Below are 22,002 nucleotides of genomic sequence, written 5' to 3'. Positions count from 1 at the left end.
AGGTGCGAGGCCATTGACGGCCCGGATTCGCCTATCTAATCTTCATCTTCATATATGGATAGCGTCTACATGGGGAGATAAGAGCCGATGGGTGGCGGCACGAAGAGGGACACGGAGACGGAGACCGACACGGAGGGCGTGGCGCGCAGGCTGAGGGACGGCATGGCGCAGGGGGTGCTCTCCTTCCCGCTCACCAGCTTCCGCGAGGACGGTTCCCTCGACCTCGACGGCTTCCGCGCCCACATCACGGCACAGCTCGCCACCGCGCCCGGCGCCGTCTTCCCCGCCTGCGGCACCGGCGAGTTCTTCTCCCTGGACGAGGCGGAGTACGGGCAGGTCGTCGCCGCCGCGGTGGAGGCCGCCGGAGGCAGGGTGCCCGTCGTCGCCGGTATCGGATACGGCTGGGCGCAGGCCGTACGGTTCGCGCGGATCGCCGAGGAGGCCGGTGCCGACGCGCTGCTGGTCCTGCCGCACTACCTCGTAGCCGCCCCGCAGGACGGGCTCGTCGCCCAGCTGGAGCACATCGCCGCCCGCACCAGGCTCCCGCTCATCGCCTACCAGCGCGGCCAGGTCGCCTTCGGTGCCGAGGCGTTCCGGCGCATCACCGCGATCCCCGGCGTCATCGGCCTCAAGGACGGCCACAGTGACCTCGACCGGCTGCAACGGCTGACCCTTGCCGCACCGGAGGGCTTCCTGTTCTTCAACGGCGCCGCCACCGCCGAGATCCAGGCCCGCGCATACGCCGCCGTCGGCGTCCCCGCCTACTCCTCCGCCGTCCACGCCTTCGCACCCGAGATCGCGAACGCCTTCTTCACCGCGCTGCGCGACGGCGACGACGGCACGGTGGAGAAGCTGCTGCGCGACTTCTACGTGCCGCTCGTCGCGATCCGCGACCGGGTGCCCGGATACGCCGTGTCGCTGGTCAAGGCGGCGGCCCGGCTGCGCGGCCGCCCGGTGGGACCCGTACGCGCCCCGCTCACCGACCCCTCGCCCGCCGACCTGGCCGACCTGAGGACCCTTCTGACCGCCGGACTCGACCTCGTAGGAGCCGCCCTGTGACCGCCGAGACCTCTCGTGACCTGACCATCGCCGAGGTACGCCTGACCCCGATCCTGATCGCCGATCCGCCGCTGCTCAACACGCAGGGCGTCCACCAGCCGTACACGCCCCGGCTGATCGTGGAGGTGGTGACGGCCGACGGGACCACGGGGGTGGGCGAGACGTACGGCGACACCAAGTACCTGGAGCTGGCCCGCCCCTTCGCCGCCAAGCTGATCGACCGTCGGCTCACCGATCTGAACGGACTGTTCACCGTCGCCGACGAGGTCGCCGTCGACCGTTCCCGGGTCCACGACCAGGTCGACGTGGGCGGACTGCGCGGCGTCCAGACCGCCGACAAGCTGCGCCTGTCCGTGGTCTCCGCCTTCGAGGTCGCCTGCCTCGACGCCCTCGGCAAGGCGCTCGGTCTGCCCGTGCACGCGCTGCTCGGCGGCAAGGTGCGGGACGCGGTCGAGTACAGCGCGTACCTCTTCTACAAGTGGGCCGACCACCCCGAGGGCGTGGTGGGCGAGAAGGACGACTGGGGCGCCGCCCTCGACCCGGCCGGCGTCGTCGCGCAGGCACTGACGTTCAAGGAGCGGTACGGCTTCACCTCCTTCAAGCTCAAGGGCGGGGTCTTCCCACCGGACGAGGAGATCGCCGCGATCCGCGCCCTCGCCGAGGCCTTTCCCGGGCATCCGCTGCGTCTTGACCCGAACGGCGCCTGGTCCGTGGAGACCTCGCTGAGGGTGGCCCGGGAGCTGGGCGACGTCCTCGAATACCTGGAGGACCCCGCGCTCGGCACGCCCGCCATGGCGGAGGTCGCCGCGAAGACCGACGTGCCGCTCGCCACCAACATGTGCGTGACCACGTTCGCGGAGATCCAGGAGGCGTTCACGCGCGGCGCCGTCCAGGTGGTGCTCTCCGACCACCACTACTGGGGCGGGCTGCGCAACACGCGTGAACTCGCGGCCGTCTGCCGCACGTTCGGGGTCGGGGTGTCCATGCACTCCAACACGCACCTCGGTATCTCCCTCGCCGCGATGACCCACGTCGCCTCGACCGTGCCGAACCTCCACCACGCCTGCGACACCCACTACCCCTGGCAGTCCGAGGACGTTCTCACCGAGCGCATCGCCTTCGAGGGCGGCAGGATCGCGGTCCCGGACGCACCGGGGCTCGGCGTCACCCTGGACCGCGACAAGCTGGCCGCCCTCCACCGGCGATGGCTCGATGACGACGGCACGTTGCGCGACCGCGACGACGACGCGGCGATGCGCGTCGCGGACCCCGGGTGGGTCGCACCGGTGATGCCCCGCTGGTAGCGGCGGGCGGTTCCGCGCGGGGAGCGAACGGCGGGTGCGGCGCCACCGGCGCCGCACAACGGGACGGTTGGTGCACACTGGCTGGATCCGCACGATGCCAGGGAGCCAACCGTGACCGCGTCCATCGGAGAGGGGCCGCACCACCAGGCCCATGTCGACCCTCTGGCCGCCCTGCGTGTGCCCGGGGACCCGCCGTGGGACGTCTACCTCACGGGGACGGTCTTCCTCGACATCATCTTCACCGGGCTCGACTCCGCCCCGGTGCGCGGGACCGAGTCCTGGGCGCGCGGGATGGGGTCGAGCCCCGGCGGCGTCGCCAACATGGCCACCGCGCTGGCCCGCCTCGGCCTGAAGACCTCGCTGGCGGCGGCCTTCGGTGACGACCACTACGGCGAGTACTGCTGGGACGCCCTGGAACAGGGCGAGGGCATCGACCTCTCGCCCTCGCGCACGGTTCCCGGCTGGCACTCGCCCGTCACCGTGTCCATGGCGTACGAGGGGGAGCGGACCATGGTCTCCCACGGCCACGAGCCGCCGCCGGAGGAGCCCGCCCCCGACTGCCCGCCCCGGGCGCGGGCGGCCGTGGCCTCGTTGATCCCCGGAAAGCGTGCCCCCTGGATCGCCGAGGCCGCGGGGCGCGGCACCCGCATCTTCGCCGATGTCGGCTGGGACGACACCGGCGCGTGGGATCTGGCGGGGCTCGCCGATCTCGAACACTGCGAGGCGTTCCTGCCGAACGCCGAGGAGGCCATGCGGTACACGCGCACCGACTGCCCGCGCACCGCCGCGCACCGGCTCGCCGAGTCTGTGCCGCTGGCCGTCGTCACCCTCGGTGCGGAGGGGGCGTACGCCGTGGACGGGCGTACCGGGGATACCGCGAGCGTGCCCGCGATCGCCGTCGAGGCCCTGGATCCCACGGGAGCGGGCGATGTCTTCGTGGCGGGTTTCGTGACCGGCACGCTGGCCGAGTGGCCGCTGGCGGACCGGCTCGCCTTCGCGGGTCTGACGGCCGCGCTGTCCGTACAGGAGTTCGGCGGATCGCTGTCGGCGCCGGGGTGGTCCGAGATCGCGGGATGGTGGCGGACGGTCCAGTCGTACGAGGACCAGGATCCGGCTGCGCTGCGGCGGTACGCGTTCCTGGCGGGGCTGCTGCCGGAGGATGAGGTTCCCCCGTGGCCGCGCCGGCGGGCGGTCCCGACGATCGGCTTCCGCCGCACGGCCTAACGGGGGCGTGGCCCCGGCCCGGTCGGCTTCGCCCCCGCCGCCCTTACCCTTCCCGTACCTGGGGGTGCGCCCCCAGACTCCCGCTGTCGGCCAAAAATCAGCCCCTCCGGCGTTTGAGGAGCGGGGTCCGGGGCGGAGCCCCGGCGGGGTGCAGGGGCGGAGCCCCGCTGGGGGTCCGGGGGCGGAGCCCCCGGCGGGGTCGAAGGGGCGGAGCCCCTGGGGATGGGACGGGTAGGGGCGGCGGGGGCGAAGAACCCCTCAGAAGCCCAGCCGCCGCAGCTGCTTCGGGTCCCGCTGCCAGTCCTTCGCCACCTTCACATGGAGATCGAGGAACACGGGCGTACCCAGCAGCGCCTCGATCTGCTTGCGGGACTTGATGCCGACCTCCTTCAGGCGCTTGCCCTTGGGGCCGATGATGATGCCCTTCTGGCTGGGACGTTCGATGTAGACGAAGGCGTGGATGTCGAGGAGGGGCCGGTCGGCCGGCCGGTCCTCGCGCGGAAGCATCTCCTCGACGACGACGGCGATGGAGTGCGGCAGCTCGTCGCGCACGCCCTCCAGCGCGGCCTCACGGATCAGCTCGGCGATCATGACCTGCTCGGGCTCGTCCGTCAGGTCGCCCTCGGGGTACAGGGCCGGGCCCTCCGGCAGGAGCGGGATGATCAGGTCGGCCAGCAGGTCGACCTGCTTGTCGCCGACCGCAGACACCGGCACGATCTGCGCCCACTCGAACCCCAGCTCCTTGCCCAGCTGGTCGATCGCGATGAGCTGCTCGGCGAGCCTCTTGCTGTCCACGAGGTCGGTCTTCGTGACAATCGCGATCTTCGGCGTCTTCTTGATCGACGCCAGTTCCTTCGCGATGAAGCGGTCGCCGGGCCCCAGCTTCTCGTTCGCCGGCAGACAGAAGCCGATCACGTCGACCTCGGCCCAGGTCGTACGGACGACGTCGTTGAGGCGCTCGCCGAGCAGGGTGCGCGGCTTGTGCAGCCCGGGGGTGTCCACCAGGATGAGCTGGGCGTCGGGCCGGTGCACGATCCCCCGTACCGTGTGCCGCGTCGTCTGCGGCTGGTTCGCGGTGATCGCCACCTTCTGCCCGACCAGAGCGTTCGTGAGGGTGGACTTGCCCGCGTTGGGGCGGCCCACGAAGCAGGCGAAGCCGGCGCGGTGGGGGGCCTCGGACGGCTCGGATGACTTGCTACGAACGCTCATGGCGCCCATTCTCCCTGATCCACAGAGCCCCGCCGTACAGACGTCCGCCCGCACCCCGACCCGTGAGCTTCCGGAAACCCCCTCGCAACGAAACGTCACCGAAACACACCCGTACGCAACAGGAAACGCGCGCCGGTGACCCTCTGACGAGCCCCCGCACCGTTGGAGTGACCGTGACCCTCGCCGCAGCGCACGCCGACACCGGCGACACCGCCTGGCTGCTTGCCGCCACCGCTCTCGTCCTGCTGATGACGCCGGGCCTGGCTCTCTTCTACGGCGGCATGGTCCGCACGAAGAGCGTCCTCAACATGCTGATGATGAGCTTCGTGTCGATCGCCCTGGTCACGGTGGTGTGGCTGGCTTGCGGTTACTCCCTCGCCTTCGGTGACGACATCGGGGGCGGGCTGATCGGCGGCCTGAAGCACGCCGGTATGGCGGGCCTCGGCCCGGACAGCCTCCAGGGCACCGTCCCCACCCTCCTCTTCGCCACCTTCCAGCTCACCTTCGCGATCATCACGGCGGCGCTCATCAGCGGCGCGATCGCCGACCGCGCGAAGTTCGGCGCATGGCTGGTCTTCGTGCCCGTCTGGGCGCTGCTCGTATACGTTCCGGTCACCCACTGGGTGTGGGGCCCGGGCGGCTGGATCCTCGACAAGCTGGGCGCCCTCGACTTCGCGGGCGGTCTCCCCGTCGAGATCACCTCCGGCGCCTCCGGCCTCGCCCTGTGCCTGGTCCTCGGACCGCGCCTCGGCTTCAAGAAGGACGCCATGCGTCCGCACAACCTGCCGATGGTGATGCTCGGCGCCGGTCTCCTCTGGTTCGGCTGGTTCGGCTTCAACGCGGGCTCGGCCCTCGGCGCCAACGGCCTCGCCGCGGCCGCCTTCCTCAACACCCTCGCCGCAGGCTCCACCGGCCTGCTCGGCTGGCTCTTCGTCGAGCAGAAGCGTGACGGGCACCCGACCACCCTGGGCGCGGCGTCCGGCGCGGTCGCGGGCCTGGTCGCCATCACCCCGTCCTGCGGCTCGGTGTCCCTGCTCGGCGCCCTGGTCGTCGGCCTGGCCGCCGGCGTCGTCTGCTCGTACGCCGTGAGCTGGAAGTTCAAGCTGAACTACGACGACTCGCTCGACGTCGTCGGCGTCCACCTGGTCGGCGGCATCATCGGCACGCTGCTCATCGGCGTCTTCGCCGTCAAGGAGATGACGGGCGGGACCGAGGGCCTCCTCTACGGCGGTGGAGTCGCCCAGCTCGGCAAGCAGCTGGTGGCCGTGGCGGCCGTGGCGGCGTACGCCTTCGCCGTCACGTACGGCCTCGGCAAGCTGATCGACAGGGTGATGGGCTTCCGCGCGAGCGAGGAGCAGGAGCACACCGGCCTGGACCTTACGGTGCACGCCGAGACCGCTTACGATCACGGAGTCCTGGGCCACGGCGCCCCGGTCGCCCACTCCGTCCCCTCCGCCACGCAGAAGGTCACGTCCCAGGCATGAAGCTCATCACCGCGATCGTCAAGCCCTACCGCCTCGACGCGGTCAAGACGGCCCTCCAGGAAATCGGCGTGCACGGCCTGACCGTGACCGAGGCGAGCGGCTACGGCCGCCAGCGCGGCCACACCGAGGTGTACCGGGGCGCCGAGTACCAGGTCGACCTGGTGCCCAAGGTGCGCATCGAGGTGGTCGTCGAGGACGCGGACTCCGACGCCGTCATCGACGCGATCGTCAAGGCCGCGCAGACGGGGAAGATCGGGGACGGGAAGGTGTGGGCGCTGCCGGTGGAGACGGTGGTGCGGGTACGGACCGGCGAGCGCGGCCCCGACGCGCTCTGACCAGCAGCGCTCCCGCCGCGACCCCCACGGCGAACACCACGGCCGGCACCAGCCACGGCAGCGCGAAGAAGGACGCGCTCGCCGACTCGCGGGTGTCCTTCGCGCTCGCGGTCAACGTGACGTCCGCCCAGTCGAGCTGAGGCGCGCCCCGCCACGGTTCGGTGAGCCGCACGCGCTGTCCCGGCAGCAGCTCAGAAGGGATCTTCGAGAGGTCGCGCGCCAGGAGCGTACGGCCGAACAGGCCCTTCGCCCGCAGCTGCACCTTCGGGTTCAGGGTGACATTGCCGGTGTTGTGCAGGGTGTAGGAGATGGTCGCCGTGCTGTTCCCGAGGCCGGGGACGAGGGGCTGGTGGTGGGTGACGCGGAGGTTCTCGACGGCGATGGCGGAAAGCGCGGGTCCGCCGACGCGGAGGTAGACACGGGCGCCGACGGCCCGCTGCACACCGAGCGCGACGGAGCCGTCCCCCTTGTCGATCCGCTCGTCCAGCGCCACCAGCGCGCCCGGGTGATCGCCGGGCTCGGCGCCCTCGGGCACCCGCAGCGTGAACGGCACGGTTACCGAGCCGCGCGCGGGGACGGTCACCCGGGACTTGGCGGGTTTCGCCCAGGCCCCCACTCCCCGCTGCCTCTCCTTGACCGTCCGCACGGCGAACCCGCCGTCGCGTTCGGTGTTGTAGGCGTCGGCCGCGTACAGCCGGAAGGTGAGCGGCCTGCCGGTCTTGTTGGCGACGACGACCTTGTCCTCGATGGTCGTACCGGGGTCTGCGGAGAGGTAGAAGTACGGCCGCGCGGCGATCTGCGAGGAGGCCGGGTAGACCGACCAGCTGCCGTTGTCGGCGGCGTACGAGGGCAGCGCAGGCGAGGCGAGGAGGAGACAGAGGAGGACGTACAGCTTGCGCATGGGTGCGGACCCCCAAGGGAGAGGCGGACGGGCGGGTGCGGACCCCGGTGCGGGGCGCCCGGCCACCGGTGCGGTGAATCGGCCTGAATCGTCCGTCAGGAGAGAGTGAGCGTCAGGACGCCGGAGTACGAGCCCGGCGGCGTGAACGCCGGTACGTCCAGCGACAGCTGGGCGTCCACGGTGAACTCACCGCCCGTGAGGGCCGCGTTGGGGGTGGACGCGAGCGTCGCTCCCGAACTGCCCACGGTGCCCGCCGAACCGGCCTGGCAGGTGCTCGGGCTTCCCGCCTTGGTGACGCAGGCCGGAGTCCAGCTCAGCCGGTCCGCGGCGATCTTGGCGCCGGGGCCGGTGAAGTCGGTGACCTTGCCCGTCAGGGACCAGCCCGCGGGTCCGCCGCGGAAGTCCTTGACGGTCACCGTCCGAAGGGCCCCCTTCGAGGCCCCGCCCTGGCCGAAGTCGACCTCCTTCAGCTGGACGGAGTCACCCGCCTGCGCCATGGACAGCGTGCCCGCCTTCACCGTGGTGGTGACCTTCTGGCTGTTCGGCGGGGCGGGCGTGTCGTCGATGACGACGTACGCGGCCGGACCTGCTCCCTTCGTGTCGCTCCAGGTGGCGCCCTCGTAGGCCACGACACCGGTCGTCGTCTTGTCGTTGACGACGAGCGAGCCGCTGATGGCGCCCTGCGCGTTCGCGGTCACGGTCGCCGTGTCCGTGGTCTGGGCGGCGCCGGACCGGCCCGCGAGGGTCACGGTCGCGCCCGGGGTGAAGTTGCTGCCGTTGACGGTGACGCTGTCACCGGGCTTCCCGGAGGCCGAACCGAGCGTGATGGCCCGGTTGTTGACCGGCGTGGCGTCCGTCGCGGTGACCGTCTCGGAGACGGGCGCGGGCGGATTGGTGACGGTGCAGGGGGTGTCCAGTTCGAGGATGTAGCTGGTGTGGATGTTGTAGTCGCCCGGCGAGAGCGTGATGGCACCGGGCGAGGTGACCGCGAAGGTGCCGGTCATGCTGAACGACGGGAAGGCGCCCTTGCCCGGAACGGGGTCGTTCTTCTTGGGCCCGGTGACGGTGACGTCCCCGGTCTGGGCGCCGCCCAGGGTGACCTTGCCGGTGGGCGTCATGATGTCGGCCGGCAGGGCGAGGTCGGTGGGGTTGCTCGCGGCGGGTGTGACCACCGTGTAGGTCACGGTGACCGTGTCGCCGACCTTGGGACTGGCGTTGTCCACGGTGATCTTCGCGCTGGTGGTGCCGTCGATCGGTGGGATGCCCGCGATCGCGGGCGGGATGCAGTGGGTGGCGAAGTCCACCTGCTGCGCGGCGGCGCCGGCCGGACCGGCCAGCGCACCCCCGCCGGCGACCGCGAGGGCGGTCACCGCGAGCACCGAGGCCCAGCGGCGTCTTCGAGTTCCGGAAGCCATGTTGCCCCCTCGTGAGGTTGTGGGCGCAGCGGCTCATCTGCGCCGACAGGGGGCCATTGATGTGCGGGTTGTGTGAGAAGTCAATGGAGATGCGACAAATGGACTGACGGCCCGTCAGTTCTTGTCGGGTGCCGGTAAGCGGAGCGCCGACCGGGGCGGGAGCGCGGGGACAGGCCACTGCCTCGGGGACCGGTGCCGCCCGCGTCCGGGCGGCACCGGCTTACGGTGCCACGGGCTTACGGTGCTACGGGTTCGATGGAACTCCCGGTCAGTCGAACACGAACGGGCCCGGTGACTGCTTCGCCTTCGCCGTACAGGTGATGGTGATCCCGAAGACCGTCATCTTCAGCGAGCCGCCGTACGCCTCCAGGCTGTCGCCGGAGGCCACCGTGCCGCTGAGCGGACCGACCGTGACGGGGTCGCCGGCCGCCATGGCCGGGTTCTTCTTGCCGGTGAAGGCAGTGGTGCCGCCGCTCGCCTTCACCATGGTGAGCGTGGACGTGATCGAGTCCTTCGACAGCGCGAGCGGCGCCTTGATGGCGGAGGACGTGAGGGTGATGGTGGCGGCGGTGCCGCTCTGCGTGGCCGTGAGGGTGGCCGCACCGCCACCGAAGCTGCCGCAGTCGGCGGTGATGGTCGCCGACTGGGGAGTGACGGCGGCCGCGGTCTGCGTGAGGGCCAGGCCGGTCGCGGCGACCGCCGCGAGTAACGCCGTGCCCGTGCCGAGTCGCTTGCGTCTCATCGGAATCCCTTCCCTGGTACGGGAATTGCCATGTGGGGACAACCGAACGGACCATCCCGGGCCGCGCACACGGGGACGTCACGGAACCACGGTGACGGGTGCGGAGAGATGCGCGGCTGTACGCGGACCGTCCACGGGCGGGGTGCGGCACGCCACGTGACGGCATATCTGACGGTCCGTCGGAACTAGCGATTCCATTGATGCGCCGGGGCCTTGGGATTGCAAGAGACACCGGGCAGGATTCTTCGAGGGTCAGGAAAAGTGGCCGAAGTCGTACGCAGGCACATCAAGCCTGTCCGGCGCTTGAATCAAGCCTGTCCGGCGACCGGGACAAGGCCGGCAGGCCGAACGGGGGGCTGGGGGGCAGAGCCCCCAGGGCCGTCAGCCCGCGGAGACCGTCACCCGCACAACCCCGTCGGGCGAAGCCACCAGCACCGGCGTCTCGGGCCCCCCGAGATCCCGCACCGCCGCCCGGTCCTCCGCGGCGGCGGACTCCGCCTCGGTCACGACCGCCGCCGCCTCCAGCGACCTCGCCCCCGAAGCCACCGCCATCGCCACCGCCGTCTGCAACGCGCTCAGCTTCAACGACTCAAGGGCAACGGTCCCGGCGACATACGTACGGCCGGTCTCGTCCCGTACGGCGGCTCCCTCGGGCACGCCGTTGCGGGCCCGCGCGGAACGGGCCAGGGTGACGATCTTGCGGTCCTCGGGGTCGAGCGCGTTGCTTTCGGTCATGCTCCGAGCATACGAAGAACGGATCGCGCGGTGGCCGCGGGCCCGGCGGACCGGTTCAGGGGCGGTCCAGGCGGAGCCGGTCGGCTCGCGGCAGACCGGCCACGACCAGGTCGTACGAGTCCTCGATGAGTTCCCGGACCACCCGGTCCGGGAGCCCGCCGTCGACCGTGACGGTGTTCCAGTGCCGCTTGTTCATGTGATAGCCCGGGGCGATCAGGCCCTCGTACTCACCGCGCAGCCGGACCGCGTCCTCCGGGTCGCACTTGAGGTTGACCTTCAGGGGCCGACCGTCCATCCAGCTCAGCGCGAACATCTTGCCCTGGACCTTGAAGACCGAGATCTCCGGGCTGAACGGGAAGTCCTCCACCGCCGCGTTGAAGGACAGGCAGAACGCGCGCAGCTCCTGAGGGGTCATTCCGGCTTCTGCTCCTTCGCCGGGGGCTCGACGGGACCCACCGGCTCCACCAGCACGGTCACGATCTTGTTCCGGCGGCCCGCCGAGGCCTCGGCGGTCAGCCGCAGTTCGCGCCCGTCGGGCAGCTCGACCACCGACGAAGCACCGGCGATGGGCACCCGGCCCAGCGCCTTCGCGAGCAGTCCGCCGACCGTCTCCACGTCCTCGTCGTCGTACGCCTCCAGGCCGTACAGCTCGCCGAGGTCGCCGATGTCGAGGCGGGCGGTGACCCGGTAGCGGTCGTCACCCAGCTCCTCCACCGGTGGCAGCTCCCGGTCGTACTCGTCGGTGATCTCACCGACGATCTCCTCCAGGATGTCCTCGATGGTGACGATCCCGGCCGTGCCGCCGTACTCGTCGATGACGACGGCGACGTGGTTGCGTTCCTTCTGCATCTCCCGCAGCAGGTCGCCAGCGTTCTTGGTGTCGGGCACGAAGGTCGCGGGCCGCATGGCGGTGGAGACCAGCTCGGACTCGGCGTCCCGGCTGATGTGCGTCTTGCGGGCCAGGTCCTTCAGATACACGATCCCGACGATGTCGTCCTCGCTCTCCCCGGTGACCGGGATGCGCGAGAAACCGGACCTGAGGGCCAGGGTGAGGGCCTGCCGGATGGTCTTGTACCGCTCGATGACCACCAGGTCGGTCCGCGGGACCATCACCTCCCGCACGAGGGTGTCGCCCAGCTCGAAGATCGAGTGCACCATGCGGCGCTCCTCGGCCTCGATCAGGGACTCCTTCTCGGCGAGGTCCACGAGGGCGCGCAGCTCCGCCTCGGAGGCGAAGGGGCCGCGGCGGAAGCCCTTGCCGGGGGTGAGGGCGTTACCGATGAGGATGAGGAGCGATGGGATCGGCCCCATGATCCGGGCCAGCGGCAGCAGGACGTACGCCGCCGCCGTCGCGGTGTTCAGCGGGTGCTGGCGGCCGATGGTGCGCGGGGAGACGCCGACGGCGACGTACGACACGAGGACCATGACCGCGATCGCGACGAGGAGGGCCTCGGCGGTCCCGGAGAACTCCTTCAGACAGGCGTACGTGACCAGCGCGGCGGCGGCCATCTCGCAGGCGACGCGGACGAGCAGCGCCACGTTGAGGTAGCGGGTGGGGTCCTCGGCGACCTGGGCGAGCTTGGCGCTGCCGCGCCGGCCGACGCGTACGGCCTCCTCGGCGCGGAAGCTGGAGACGCGCGCGATGCCCGCCTCCGCGCAGGCGGCGAGCCAGGCGACGACGACCAGCGCGACGGCGCCCATGACGAGCTGAAGGCTCATGACACGGTCGGGGCGGGGGAGGGGCCGGTCAGGCCCTTCTCCGCGCGCCACCCGTCCACGATGGCCGCCTGGAGGCCGAACATCTCGGCCTTCTCGTCGGGCTCCTCGTGGTCGTAGCCGAGCAGATGCAGCACGCCATGGACGGTCAGGAGCTGGAGCTCCTCGTCCATGGAGTGCTGCGTCGGTGCCTCGGCGCCCTGCTTGGTGGCGACCTCCGGGCAGAGCACGATGTCGCCGAGCAGGCCCTGAGGCGGCTCGTCGTCGTCCTTGGACGGCGGCCGCAGCTCGTCCATCGGAAAGGACATGACATCCGTCGGCCCCGGCAGGTCCATCCACTGGACGTGCAGCTGCTCCATGGCGTCGGCGTCCACGACGATCACCGAGAGCTCGGAGAGCGGGTGGATGCGCATCCGCGTGAGCGCGTAGCGGGCGATGTCGAGGATCGCCTGCTCGTCGACCTCGGTGCCGGACTCGTTGTTGACGTCGATCGACATGGTGCTGCTGGTCTACTTCCCCTTGTGCCCGTGCCCGGCCGCCTTGCCTCGGGGCTTGTGCGTGCCGTTCTCGGTGCCGTGCGTGTTGTCGTACTTCTCGTACGCGTCGACGATACGGCCGACGAGCTTGTGCCGTACGACATCGTGGGACGACAGCCGGGAGAAGTGCACGTCCTCGACGCCCTCCAGGATCTCCTGGACCTGACGCAGACCGCTCTTCGTCCCGTTCGGTAGGTCGACCTGGGTGACGTCACCCGTGATCACTATCTTCGAGTCGAAGCCGAGGCGGGTGAGGAACATCTTCATCTGCTCGGGGCTCGTGTTCTGGGCCTCGTCCAGGATGATGAAGGCGTCGTTCAGGGTGCGGCCACGCATGTAGGCGAGCGGCGCGACCTCGATCGTGCCCGCGGCCATGAGCCTCGGGATCGAGTCCGGGTCGAGCATGTCGTGCAGCGCGTCGTACAGCGGGCGCAGATACGGGTCGATCTTCTCGTACAGCGTTCCGGGCAGGAATCCCAGTCGCTCGCCGGCCTCGACCGCCGGGCGGGTCAGGATGATGCGGTTGACCTGCTTGGACTGCAGGGCCTGCACCGCCTTGGCCATGGCGAGGTAGGTCTTGCCGGTACCCGCCGGTCCGATGCCGAACACGATGGTGTGCTTGTCGATCGCGTCCACGTACCGCTTCTGGTTGAGCGTCTTGGGGCGGATCGTGCGGCCGCGCGAGGACAGGATGTTCTGCGTCAGGACCTGGGCCGGGGTCTCCTCGGCGCCCTCCCCGTTCTCGCTCGCCCGGAGCATGGCGATCGAGCGTTCCACTGCGTCCTCCGTCATCGGCTGTCCGGTGCGGAGCACCAGCATCATCTCGTCGAACAGTCGCTGGATCAGCGCGACTTCCCGGGCGTCGCCGACCGCGCTGATCTCATTGCCCCGGACATGGATGTCGGCCGCCGGGAAAGCCTTCTCGATCACGCGCAGGAGGGAGTCTCCGGACCCCAGCACGGTGACCATGGGGTGCTGGGCGGGGACGGTGAAGTGCGCTCGGGCCTGTCCCTCCGCGGGGCTGTGCGCTGTGGGTGTCTGAGTCATGGGCCGGCTCTGTAGGCCTGCGATTCCTCCTCCATAGGGCCGCGCAGCTGAGGGCGGCCTCGCGGTTTCAAGGGTACGACGCGGTACGGACAACGCCGTAGGGCTTTTCACGGGGTTGTTCGTACCGCCTGATGCAGTGGGCCTCTCCGGGGGCTGCCGCCCCCGGACCCCCGCTTCGGCCTTGACGCCCTCGTCCTCGAAGCGGAGGGTGGCGGTCCTCGCGGTCCCGCCGGTCCTCGCGGCTGGCGGGTTCGGCGGTCCTCGCCGTGCCGACGGTCCTCGCGGTTCTCGCGGTCCCGGCGGTCCCCGCGGTCCCCGAGGTCCCGGCGGTCCCCGCCGTCCCGGCCATCCCCGAGGTCTGCGGCATCCCCGAGGTCTGCGGCATCGCCGACGTCCGCGGCACCCCCGGCGCGTCCGCGGGGCGTTCGGGCGGGGTCATCTCTGGGTCCGCAGGACGTCCCGTAGCCACGTGTACGACGCCTTGGGGGTCCGCTTCAGCGTCGCGGGGTCGTCGAAGTTCACGTGTACGAGCCCGAAGCGGCGCGCGTACCCCTCCGCCCACTCGAAGTTGTCCAGCAGCGACCACACGAAGTAGCCGCGCACGTCGACCCCCGCCTCCACCGCCCGGTGCAGCGCCCGTATGTGGCCGTCCAGGTAGGCGATGCGCTCCTGGTCGTCGACGCCCTCGTAGGAGCAGCCGTTCTCGGTGATGACGACGGGCGGCAGCCGGTCGCCGTAGCGCTCGCGGAAGCCGGTCAGCAACTCGGTCAGCGCCTGAGGGACCACCGGCCAGCCGAAGTCCGTGACCGGATGCCCCTCGATCTCCCGCACCGAGAAGGGCAGCTCGGCGGGGAGCGTGAGACCGCCGAACTCGATCTCCGCGCCCTGGGGGGCGCCCACCTTCGTCGGCGCGTAGTAGTTGATCCCGTACCAGTCGACCGGTTCCGCGATGACCTTGAGGTCGGACTCGGCATCCCCCGGCATCAGCTCGCCGATGCCCTCGGGGTACCGGCCGAGCAGCAGCGGGTCCGAGAACAGTCGGTTCAGCAGGATGTCGTAGAACTCGGCCGCCTCCACGTCCTCGGGTTTCCCGGACGCCGGCCACGTCGGCCCGTGCGAGTTGGCGATCCCGATGTCGGCGGCCCCGGCCGCGCGCAGGGCCCGTACCGCCAGGCCGTGGGCCAGCAGCTGGTGGTGGGCCACCGGCAACGCGTCGAACATCAGCTGTCGGCCCGGCGCGTGGACACCGAGCGCATGGCCCAGCAACGTGTGCTCGGCGGGTTCGTTGAGGGTGATCCACTTGGCCACGCGGTCGCCGAGGCGTTCGGCGACGACCGACACGTACTCGGCGAAGCGGGACGCCGTGTCCCGCTCCAGCCAGTCCAGCGTGACCGGCAGGTCCCAGTGGAAGAGGGTGACCACCGGCCGGACGCCCGCCGCGCACAGCTCGTCGACCAGGCGGTCGTAGAAGTCGAGGCCGCCGGGGGAGTTCACCCGGGGCCAGGAGACCGAGAAGCGGTACGCGTCCACGCCCAGGTCGGCCAGGAGCGCCACGTCCTCGCGGTGGCGGTGGTAGTGGTCGCAGGCCACCGCCGCCGTCGAGCCGTCCTTCACCCGCCCCGGCTCGGCGGTGAACGCGTCCCACACGGACGGCTCGCGCTCGTCGGCCGCCCCCTCGATCTGATGGGCCGAGGTCGAGACGCCCCACAGGAAGCCGGCCGGGAACTGAGGTATCGGGTTCGTCGCCATGCGCTGGATCATCCTTACCGCCGGTAACGGAAGTCAACGGGCAGGCGTGAACGACGTTCCTTCCGTCAGGCCCCTTCCTTCAGGACCCGGGAGATCAGCGTCCGCTGCTCCTCCGTCAGCCGTGGATCCGCGCAGTACACGGTCCTGCCGTCCACGGTGATCTCGTAGCTGAAACCGTCCGGCACCCCGGCGGGTGGCGCGCCCCGGCCGGCGGCGAGTGCCCGCTCGGCCAGGGTGTGCCACTCAGGGGCGTCGGCCCGTCCCGAGGTGTCCACCTCGGCCCGGCGCTCGATGCCCGCGAACCCGCCCGTGCGCCTCACACGAATACGCATGGGACCTGTCTAGTACGAGTCGGGCGTCGGGGCTACGACGTCGGGACCCCGACCTGCTCCCAGGCCTTGAGAACCGCCTCCTGCTCCTCGCCGCCGCTGTACCGGGCCTTGGCCGCCGTCACCGTCAGCCGGGCGAAGTCCGAGAAGGTCGCCTCCGGCTTGAGCTGCCCGCCGGTGAGCACGTCGTACCAGATCTGTCCGGCCCGCTCCCAGGCGTGCCCGCCGAGCGCGGTGGCGAGCAGGTAGAAGGCGTGGTTGGGGATGCCGGAGTTGATGTGCACGCCGCCGTTGTCGCGGTAGGTGTCCACATAGCCGTCCATCGTCCCCGGCTGCGGGTCCTTGCCGAGCACGTCGTCGTCGTACGCGCTGCCCGGCTCCTTCATCGAGCGCAGCGCCTCGCCGGTGACGCGCGGGGCCAGCAGCCCGGCGCCGATCAGCCAGTCGGCCTCGGCGGCGGTCTGGCCGAGCGCGTACTGCTTGATCAGCGAGCCGAAGACGTCCGACAGGGACTCGTTGAGGGCGCCCGACTGGCCGTGGTACGTGAGGTTCGCCGTGTACTGCGTGACGCCGTGGGTGAGCTCGTGGCCGATGACGTCGACCGGGATGGTGAAGTCGAGGAAGATCTCGTTGTCCCCGTCGCCGAACACCATCTGCTCGCCGTTCCAGAAGGCGTTGTCGTAGTTCTCGCCGAAGTGCACGGTCGCGTCGAGCGGCAGCCCGTTGCCGTCGATCGAGTTGCGGCCGTACACCTTGAGGTACAGCTCGAAGGTGGCGCCGAGGCCCGCGTACGCCCGGTTGACCGTGGCGTCCTTGCCGGGCTTGTCGCCCTCGCCGCGGACCTTCTTGCCGGGCAGGTTCTGCTGGTGCCTGGCGTCGTAGATGGTGCGGTGCGGCTGGTCGGTGAGCGCGCCCGTGGGCGGGACCACCGTGGGCGCGCCGATGACCGTGGTCAGCCGGCGGTGGGTGCGCTCCAGGGCGTCGCGTTCCAGGGTGCTGCGCGCGGGACCGGCGAGCGCGGAGTCCTCGTGCTGGGCGAGCTTGTCGAGGACATGCGGTGGCACGATCGTGCAGAAGACGGGCTCAAAGCCCCCGTTGTTGGTCATGCCCGGCACCCTTGCACTGCGTCACGACTCTGTCACTACCTGCAACCATGATTGGTGAAAAGCCGCTCCAGGGAGCCCTGGGCCTCGTGGGGAAGTGATATTGGGGTGCCGGGGTGCCGGGGTGCCGGGGTGCCGGGGTGCCGGGGTGCCGGGGTCCCGGGTGGCCGTGACCGTGAGCCTCCGCGTGGCCGTGAGCTGCGGACTTCGGGGTGACTGTGAGGCTTCACACCTTTTGTCCGAAATGTCGCCACGATCCCGCATACTGATACGGGCCCTCGCATCCGGCGCGGCTCGGCTAGCATGCGGAGCATCATGCGTTTCGGGCTGCTCCTCCTTAGCTGCCGCGGCGAGGGCCTGTAGTCGAGGCCGACCCCCTCCCCGCGGAGTTTGGCGTTGCGCCGTCGGCCGTCCTTCCGGACCCCACGAGGAGCCCACGCATCATGGCGAACCGCCAGCAGCCCACGTCCATGCCGATCCACAAGTACCGCCCGTACGACCAGGTCGACATCCCCGACCGCACGTGGCCGAACCAGCGGATCACCCAGGCCCCACGCTGGCTGTCCACGGACCTGCGCGACGGCAACCAGGCCCTGATCGACCCGATGTCGCCGGTGCGCAAGCGCGAGATGTTCGACCTGCTGGTGAAGCTGGGCTACAAGGAGATCGAGGTCGGCTTCCCGGCCTCCGGCCAGACCGACTTCGACTTCGTGCGCTCGATCATCGAGGAAGAGGGCGCGATCCCGGACGACGTGACGATCTCCGTACTCACCCAGGCCCGCGAGGACCTGATCGAGCGGACGGTGGAGTCCCTGAAGGGCGCCAAGCGCGCCACCGTCCACCTGTACAACGCGACCGCCCCGGTCTTCCGCCGGGTCGTCTTCCGCGGCTCCAAGGACGACATCAAGCAGATCGCCGTCGACGGCACCCGGCTGGTGATGGAGTACGCGGAGAAGCTGCTGGGCCCGGAGACCGAGTTCGGCTACCAGTACAGCCCCGAGATCTTCACCGACACCGAGCTGGACTTCGCGCTGGAGGTCTGCGAGGCGGTCATGGACGTCTACCAGCCCGGTCCGGGCCGCGAGATCATCCTCAACCTGCCCGCCACGGTGGAGCGTTCGGCCCCCTCCACGCACGCGGACCGCTTCGAGTGGATGCACCGCAACCTGTCCCGCCGCGAGTACGTCTGCCTGTCCGTCCACCCGCACAACGACCGCGGTACGGCCGTCGCGGCCGCCGAGCTGGCCCTGATGGCCGGCGCCGACCGCGTCGAGGGCTGCCTGTTCGGGCAGGGTGAGCGCACCGGCAACGTCGACCTGGTCACCCTGGGCATGAACCTGTTCTCGCAGGGCGTCGACCCGCAGATCGACTTCTCCGACATCGACGAGATCCGTCGTACGTGGGAGTACTGCAACCAGATGGAGGTCCACCCCCGCCACCCGTACGTCGGTGACCTCGTCTACACCTCCTTCTCCGGCTCCCACCAGGACGCCATCAAGAAGGGCTTCGACGCCATGGAGGCCGACGCGGCCGCGAAGGGCGTCACGGTCGACGACATCGAGTGGGCCGTCCCGTACCTGCCGATCGACCCCAAGGACGTCGGCCGCTCCTACGAGGCGGTCATCCGCGTCAACTCGCAGTCCGGCAAGGGCGGTATCGCGTACGTCCTGAAGAACGACCACAAGCTGGACCTGCCGCGCCGGATGCAGATCGAGTTCTCGAAGATCATCCAGGCCAAGACGGACGCCGAGGGCGGCGAGGTCACGCCGAAGGACATCTGGGCGGTCTTCCAGGACGAGTACCTGCCGAACCCGGACAACCCGTGGGGCCGCATCCAGGTGAAGACGGGCCAGTCGACCACCGACAAGGACGGCGTCGACACCCTGACGGTCGAGGCGACGGTCGACGGCGAGGACAGGGTCCTGACCGGCACCGGCAACGGCCCGATCTCGTCCTTCTTCGACGCCCTGCAGTCCATCGGCATCGACGTACGCCTGCTGGACTACCAGGAGCACACGATGAGCGAGGGCGCCTCCGCGCAGGCCGCCTCGTACATCGAATGCGCGATCGACGGGAAGGTCCTGTGGGGGATCGGCATCGACGCGAATACGACACGTGCCTCGCTGAAGGCGGTCGTCTCCGCGGTCAACCGCGCCGCCCGCTGACCCTCTGACCGGCACGTTCACGGCCCCGTCCGCCCTGTGAGGCGGGCGGGGCCCCGTCGTGGACCGGCCATTTCGGACGAAGATCACGGAGAGGTCTCGTCCAGGGTACTGACTCCGCATCAACAATGTGGCTAACATCACGCAAGCGCGGCGATGTTGCCGTGGGGTTACGGAGGTGCGACGTGCTGCCAGGACGGGGACACAACGGCCGTGGAGTCCGTAAGGGCCGTGTTGCGCACGTCCTTGGCATCCGTACCGCCTGGACCGCCGTCGGTGACGGCGAGTTCTTCTGCCCCGGCTGCGGGGGCGACCGCAACTACCAGCGCCTCACCGGCCGCCGCCGTTTCACCCTGGCCGGCGTCCCCGTTCTGCCCCGCGGCGCGACGGGCCCGGTCGTGGAGTGCGCGGCCTGCGGCCACCACTACGGCACGGACGTCCTCGACCACCCCACCACCACCCGCTTCTCGGCGATGCTCCGCGACGCGGTCCACACGGTGGCCCTCGCGGTCCTCGCCGCCGGCGGCAACTGCTCCCGTACGTCCCTGGAGACGGCCGCGGCCGCGGTCCGCCTGGCCGGCTTCGAGGACTGCACGGAGGACCAGCTCGACGCCCTGGTCGAGGCCCTGGCCGCCGACACGGGCCGCGTCGTCGGGGAACCCGGTGGCGCGAGCCTGGCCATAGAGCTCCACGAGGCCCTGGACCCCCTGGCCCCCCATCTCGCCGCCACGGGCCGCGAATCGATCCTCCTCCAAGGCGCCCGCATCGCCCTGGCGGACGGCCCGTACACCCCGGCGGAACGCGAGGTCCTGACCACGGTGGGCGCGGCCCTGACGATCTGCTCGGACGACGTGAGCCGACTGCTGGCGGCGGCGCGCACGCCGTCGTAGTCGGGTGGTGGCGCGCACGCCGTCGTAGTCGGGTGGTGGCGCGCACGCCGTCGTAGTCGGGTGGTGGCGCGTACGCCGTCGTAGCCGGGTGGTGGCGCGTATGCCGTCGTAGCCGGGCGGCGGCGCGTACGCCGTTGTACTCCGGTGGCGGCACGCGCGCCGTCGTCGTCACCCGGGCCGGTGAGATGCCGGTGAGGCAGGGGTCGGCGGTGGCGGTACTGGGGAGCATGGGACCGACACCGGTCACCGTCCCTCGGAGGGACGACGCCCCCGAGGGAGAGGGATGACACTCCTCAGCCGCGCCCTCCTGGCCACCGCGGGGCTCCTCACCCCGCTCGTGCCCACCCCGCTCATGCCCACCCCGCTCATGCCCACCACGCCCGCGTCCACCGCTCCCGCCTCCCTCAACACCGGCTGCGTGTCATCGGTGCCGTACGTCTCGGGCCGGGGCGGCTATGACACGTACCGGATCCCGGCGACGGTCACGACCGCGACGGGGACCGTGCTCGCCTTCGCCGAGGGAAGACACGACGGCGTCGGCGACAGCGGCGACATCGACGTCGTCCTCAGACGTTCCCTCGACGGGGGCTGCACCTGGGGTCCGCTCACGGTCGTCGCGGCCGGCCGGGGGGACACCCGGGGCAATCCGGCGCCCGTGGTGGACCCGCGCACCGGTCGGATCGTACTGGTCACGTCCTACAACAGCGGTGCAGCGACCGAGGCGCGGATCACGCGTGGTGAGGTGCCCCCCGAGCACGGCCGCCGCGTCTTCGTGCAGACGAGCCGTGACGACGGGCGGCACTTCACGGCTCCGCGCGACATCACGGCTCAGGTGAAACGGCCCGACTGGCGGTGGTACGCGACGGGCCCGGGCCACGCGGTCGCCCTCACCCACGGCCCGCACTCCCCCAGAGGGGGGACCCCCAGCCGTCTCGTCGTCCCCGCCGACCACTCCGCCGCACCGCCCGAAGGCTCGTCCGACACCGGACGGGAAGCCAAGTACTACGGCGGGCACGCGATCTACAGCGACGACGGCGGGCGCAACTGGCGCATCGGCTTCGTCGACGACTCCTACGACGGGTACGCCAACTCCAATGAGAGCAGCGCCGCCCAGCTCCCCGACGGCCGCCTGTACGTCAGCGCACGCGACCAGAAAGGCACAAGTGCCGGCAACCGCCTCGACACCCGCTCCAGCGACGGCGGCGAGACCCTGGACCGCCCGTACGGTGCCCAGCACACCCTGGACGACGTCCCGAACGTCCAGGGCAGCGTCCTCCAACTCGGTGGAATCGGCGCGCCGTTGCTCTTCTCGGGCCCGTCCGTTGCCACCGCCCGTACGTCGATGGCGATCTGGCGCAGCGCCGACGGCGGGGCGACCTTCACCAAGGCGCTGACGCTGTCCCGGCGGCGGGCGGCCTACAGCGACCTGGTTCCGCTCGGCGGCGGGAGGGTCGGGATCCTGTACGAGACCGGGGCCACCGGCCCTTACGAGACGATCGAGTTCCGGCGGATCGGCGTCACCGAGGTGGGCTGACGGCCGAGCCGCGACCCCAGCGGACCTCGTCGCTCGTGCGGGCGACCTTGAGCAGGGCCTCCGCGACCGTCCGGGCCTCGTCCTCGGTGAGATGCGCGGAGAAGTGCCGCTGGATGCTCCGCAGGTACGCCGGGGCCGTCTCGCGCAGCGCCGTCCGGCCGGCCTCGGTGATCAGGGCCCACACCATCCGCTTGTCGTCGGCGTCCGGCTCCTTGCGGACGAGCCCCGACCGCGCCATCTCGTCGACGAGGCGGCTCACACGGGTACGACTGAGGACGACCCGGCCTGCGAGCTCGTGCATGCGCAGGCCCTGGTCTCCCGCTCCGTTGAGTTCGAGCAGCACGTCGTACCAGGTCAGAGGGACCCGGCCGGCACTTTGCACATCGCTTTCGATGGCGCGTACGGCCGCGTTGTGCGCCAACAGCAGCGCCCGCCAGGCCTGGAGCCCCACATCGTCACCATGACTACCCACGGGGGAAGTGTACCGAGTGGTTGTGTGCGTGCGCACACAACTGGTAGTTTGTGTGC

21 protein-coding genes are annotated in these 22,002 nt (G+C 70.7%); 8 read left to right on the top strand and 13 right to left on the bottom strand.

Going from position 1 to position 22,002, the window contains the following annotated elements:
- The first annotated feature begins 87 nt into the window (after positions 1–87).
- The 3 genes from Q2K21_RS29065 (at position 88) to Q2K21_RS29055 (ending at position 3,587) form a co-directional block, all read left to right on the top strand.
- A complete protein-coding gene (locus Q2K21_RS29065) occupies positions 88–1,059 on the top strand; it encodes a 5-dehydro-4-deoxyglucarate dehydratase (protein WP_310776694.1) in 972 nt (323 codons plus the stop codon).
- Positions 1,056–2,363 carry a glucarate dehydratase family protein gene (locus Q2K21_RS29060; RefSeq protein ID WP_310776692.1) on the top strand — a complete coding sequence of 436 codons (1,308 nt, stop codon included), beginning with the start codon at positions 1,056–1,058 and terminating at the stop codon, positions 2,361–2,363. The genes Q2K21_RS29065 and Q2K21_RS29060 overlap by 4 nt, the downstream gene beginning before the upstream one ends.
- Positions 2,364–2,474: 111 nt before the next feature.
- Positions 2,475–3,587, top strand: coding sequence for a carbohydrate kinase family protein (locus Q2K21_RS29055; protein WP_310776690.1), 1,113 nt, complete (start codon positions 2,475–2,477; stop codon positions 3,585–3,587).
- Between the two features lie 258 nt (positions 3,588–3,845).
- Here Q2K21_RS29055 and era read toward each other — a convergent pair whose 3' ends face one another.
- Positions 3,846–4,805, bottom strand: a complete 960-nt coding sequence (gene era, locus Q2K21_RS29050; RefSeq protein WP_310776687.1) for a GTPase Era — start codon at positions 4,803–4,805, stop codon at positions 3,846–3,848.
- A 164-nt stretch (positions 4,806–4,969) separates the two neighbouring features.
- Between era and Q2K21_RS29045 the strand changes: the two genes are divergently transcribed.
- Together Q2K21_RS29045 and Q2K21_RS29040 are read left to right on the top strand one after the other, a co-directional pair.
- A complete protein-coding gene (locus Q2K21_RS29045) occupies positions 4,970–6,280 on the top strand; it encodes an ammonium transporter (protein ID WP_310776685.1) in 1,311 nt (436 codons plus the stop codon).
- The gene (locus tag Q2K21_RS29040; protein ID WP_310776683.1) at positions 6,277–6,615 is read left to right on the top strand and encodes a P-II family nitrogen regulator; all 339 of its coding nucleotides are present in this window, start codon (positions 6,277–6,279) and stop codon (positions 6,613–6,615) included. Before Q2K21_RS29045 ends, Q2K21_RS29040 begins: the two co-directional genes overlap by 4 nt.
- On the opposite strand, the gene Q2K21_RS29035 is transcribed toward Q2K21_RS29040, so the two are convergent.
- The 11 genes from Q2K21_RS29035 to Q2K21_RS28985 form a co-directional block, all read right to left on the bottom strand.
- A complete protein-coding gene (locus Q2K21_RS29035; RefSeq protein ID WP_310776680.1) occupies positions 6,509–7,516 on the bottom strand; it encodes a WxL protein peptidoglycan domain-containing protein in 1,008 nt (335 codons plus the stop codon). The genes Q2K21_RS29040 and Q2K21_RS29035 overlap by 107 nt on opposite strands.
- Positions 7,517–7,611: 95 nt before the next feature.
- Entirely contained in the window at positions 7,612–8,931 is a 1,320-nt protein-coding gene (locus Q2K21_RS29030; RefSeq protein ID WP_310776677.1) for a beta-xylosidase, read from the bottom strand.
- A gap of 268 nt (positions 8,932–9,199) precedes the next feature.
- Positions 9,200–9,673 carry a hypothetical protein gene (locus tag Q2K21_RS29025; RefSeq protein WP_310776675.1) on the bottom strand — a complete coding sequence of 158 codons (474 nt, stop codon included), beginning with the start codon at positions 9,671–9,673 and terminating at the stop codon, positions 9,200–9,202.
- 381 nt (positions 9,674–10,054) lie between these two features.
- Complete coding sequence (locus tag Q2K21_RS29020; protein ID WP_310776673.1) at positions 10,055–10,408, bottom strand: cytidine deaminase; 354 nt, start codon at positions 10,406–10,408, stop codon at positions 10,055–10,057.
- Positions 10,409–10,463: 55 nt separating this feature from the next.
- Positions 10,464–10,823 carry an MmcQ/YjbR family DNA-binding protein gene (locus Q2K21_RS29015; RefSeq protein ID WP_310776670.1) on the bottom strand — a complete coding sequence of 120 codons (360 nt, stop codon included), beginning with the start codon at positions 10,821–10,823 and terminating at the stop codon, positions 10,464–10,466.
- A complete protein-coding gene (locus tag Q2K21_RS29010) occupies positions 10,820–12,127 on the bottom strand; it encodes a hemolysin family protein (protein WP_310776667.1) in 1,308 nt (435 codons plus the stop codon). The genes Q2K21_RS29015 and Q2K21_RS29010 overlap by 4 nt, the downstream gene beginning before the upstream one ends.
- A complete protein-coding gene (gene ybeY / locus Q2K21_RS29005) occupies positions 12,124–12,621 on the bottom strand; it encodes an rRNA maturation RNase YbeY (RefSeq protein ID WP_310776664.1) in 498 nt (165 codons plus the stop codon). Before ybeY ends, Q2K21_RS29010 begins: the two co-directional genes overlap by 4 nt.
- 12 nt (positions 12,622–12,633) lie before the next feature.
- Positions 12,634–13,707 (bottom strand): PhoH family protein, encoded by a 1,074-nt coding sequence (locus tag Q2K21_RS29000; protein WP_310776661.1) that lies wholly within the window; start codon positions 13,705–13,707, stop codon positions 12,634–12,636.
- A gap of 435 nt (positions 13,708–14,142) precedes the next feature.
- The gene (locus tag Q2K21_RS28995) at positions 14,143–15,468 is read right to left on the bottom strand and encodes a GH1 family beta-glucosidase (protein ID WP_310776659.1); all 1,326 of its coding nucleotides are present in this window, start codon (positions 15,466–15,468) and stop codon (positions 14,143–14,145) included.
- A gap of 53 nt (positions 15,469–15,521) precedes the next feature.
- Positions 15,522–15,788: a protealysin inhibitor emfourin gene (locus Q2K21_RS28990; RefSeq protein ID WP_310776657.1), complete on the bottom strand. Its 267-nt coding sequence runs from the start codon at positions 15,786–15,788 to the stop codon at positions 15,522–15,524.
- Positions 15,789–15,820: 32 nt separating this feature from the next.
- Positions 15,821–16,891, bottom strand: a complete 1,071-nt coding sequence (locus Q2K21_RS28985; RefSeq protein ID WP_310776656.1) for a M4 family metallopeptidase — start codon at positions 16,889–16,891, stop codon at positions 15,821–15,823.
- Between the two features lie 440 nt (positions 16,892–17,331).
- Here Q2K21_RS28985 and leuA point away from each other — a divergent pair, with 440 nt between their 5' ends.
- The 3 genes from leuA (at position 17,332) to Q2K21_RS28970 (ending at position 21,474) form a co-directional block, all read left to right on the top strand.
- Positions 17,332–19,053 (top strand): 2-isopropylmalate synthase, encoded by a 1,722-nt coding sequence (gene leuA, locus Q2K21_RS28980; protein ID WP_310776654.1) that lies wholly within the window; start codon positions 17,332–17,334, stop codon positions 19,051–19,053.
- 182 nt (positions 19,054–19,235) lie between these two features.
- A complete protein-coding gene (locus Q2K21_RS28975; RefSeq protein ID WP_310776650.1) occupies positions 19,236–19,940 on the top strand; it encodes a tellurite resistance TerB family protein in 705 nt (234 codons plus the stop codon).
- A 283-nt stretch (positions 19,941–20,223) separates the two neighbouring features.
- Positions 20,224–21,474, top strand: coding sequence for a sialidase family protein (locus tag Q2K21_RS28970; protein ID WP_310776648.1), 1,251 nt, complete (start codon positions 20,224–20,226; stop codon positions 21,472–21,474).
- On the opposite strand, the gene Q2K21_RS28965 is transcribed toward Q2K21_RS28970, so the two are convergent.
- Complete coding sequence (locus Q2K21_RS28965; protein ID WP_310776644.1) at positions 21,458–21,946, bottom strand: MarR family winged helix-turn-helix transcriptional regulator; 489 nt, start codon at positions 21,944–21,946, stop codon at positions 21,458–21,460. The two genes, Q2K21_RS28970 and Q2K21_RS28965, sit on opposite strands and share 17 nt — an antisense overlap.
- Positions 21,947–22,002: the final 56 nt, after the last annotated feature.

The organism is Streptomyces sp. CGMCC 4.7035 (assembly GCF_031583065.1).
GTDB classification, from domain to species: Bacteria; Actinomycetota; Actinomycetes; order Streptomycetales; family Streptomycetaceae; genus Streptomyces; species Streptomyces yaanensis.
Note: the sequence above shows the minus strand (reverse complement) of the source record. Positions and strands in the feature narration are given on the sequence as shown.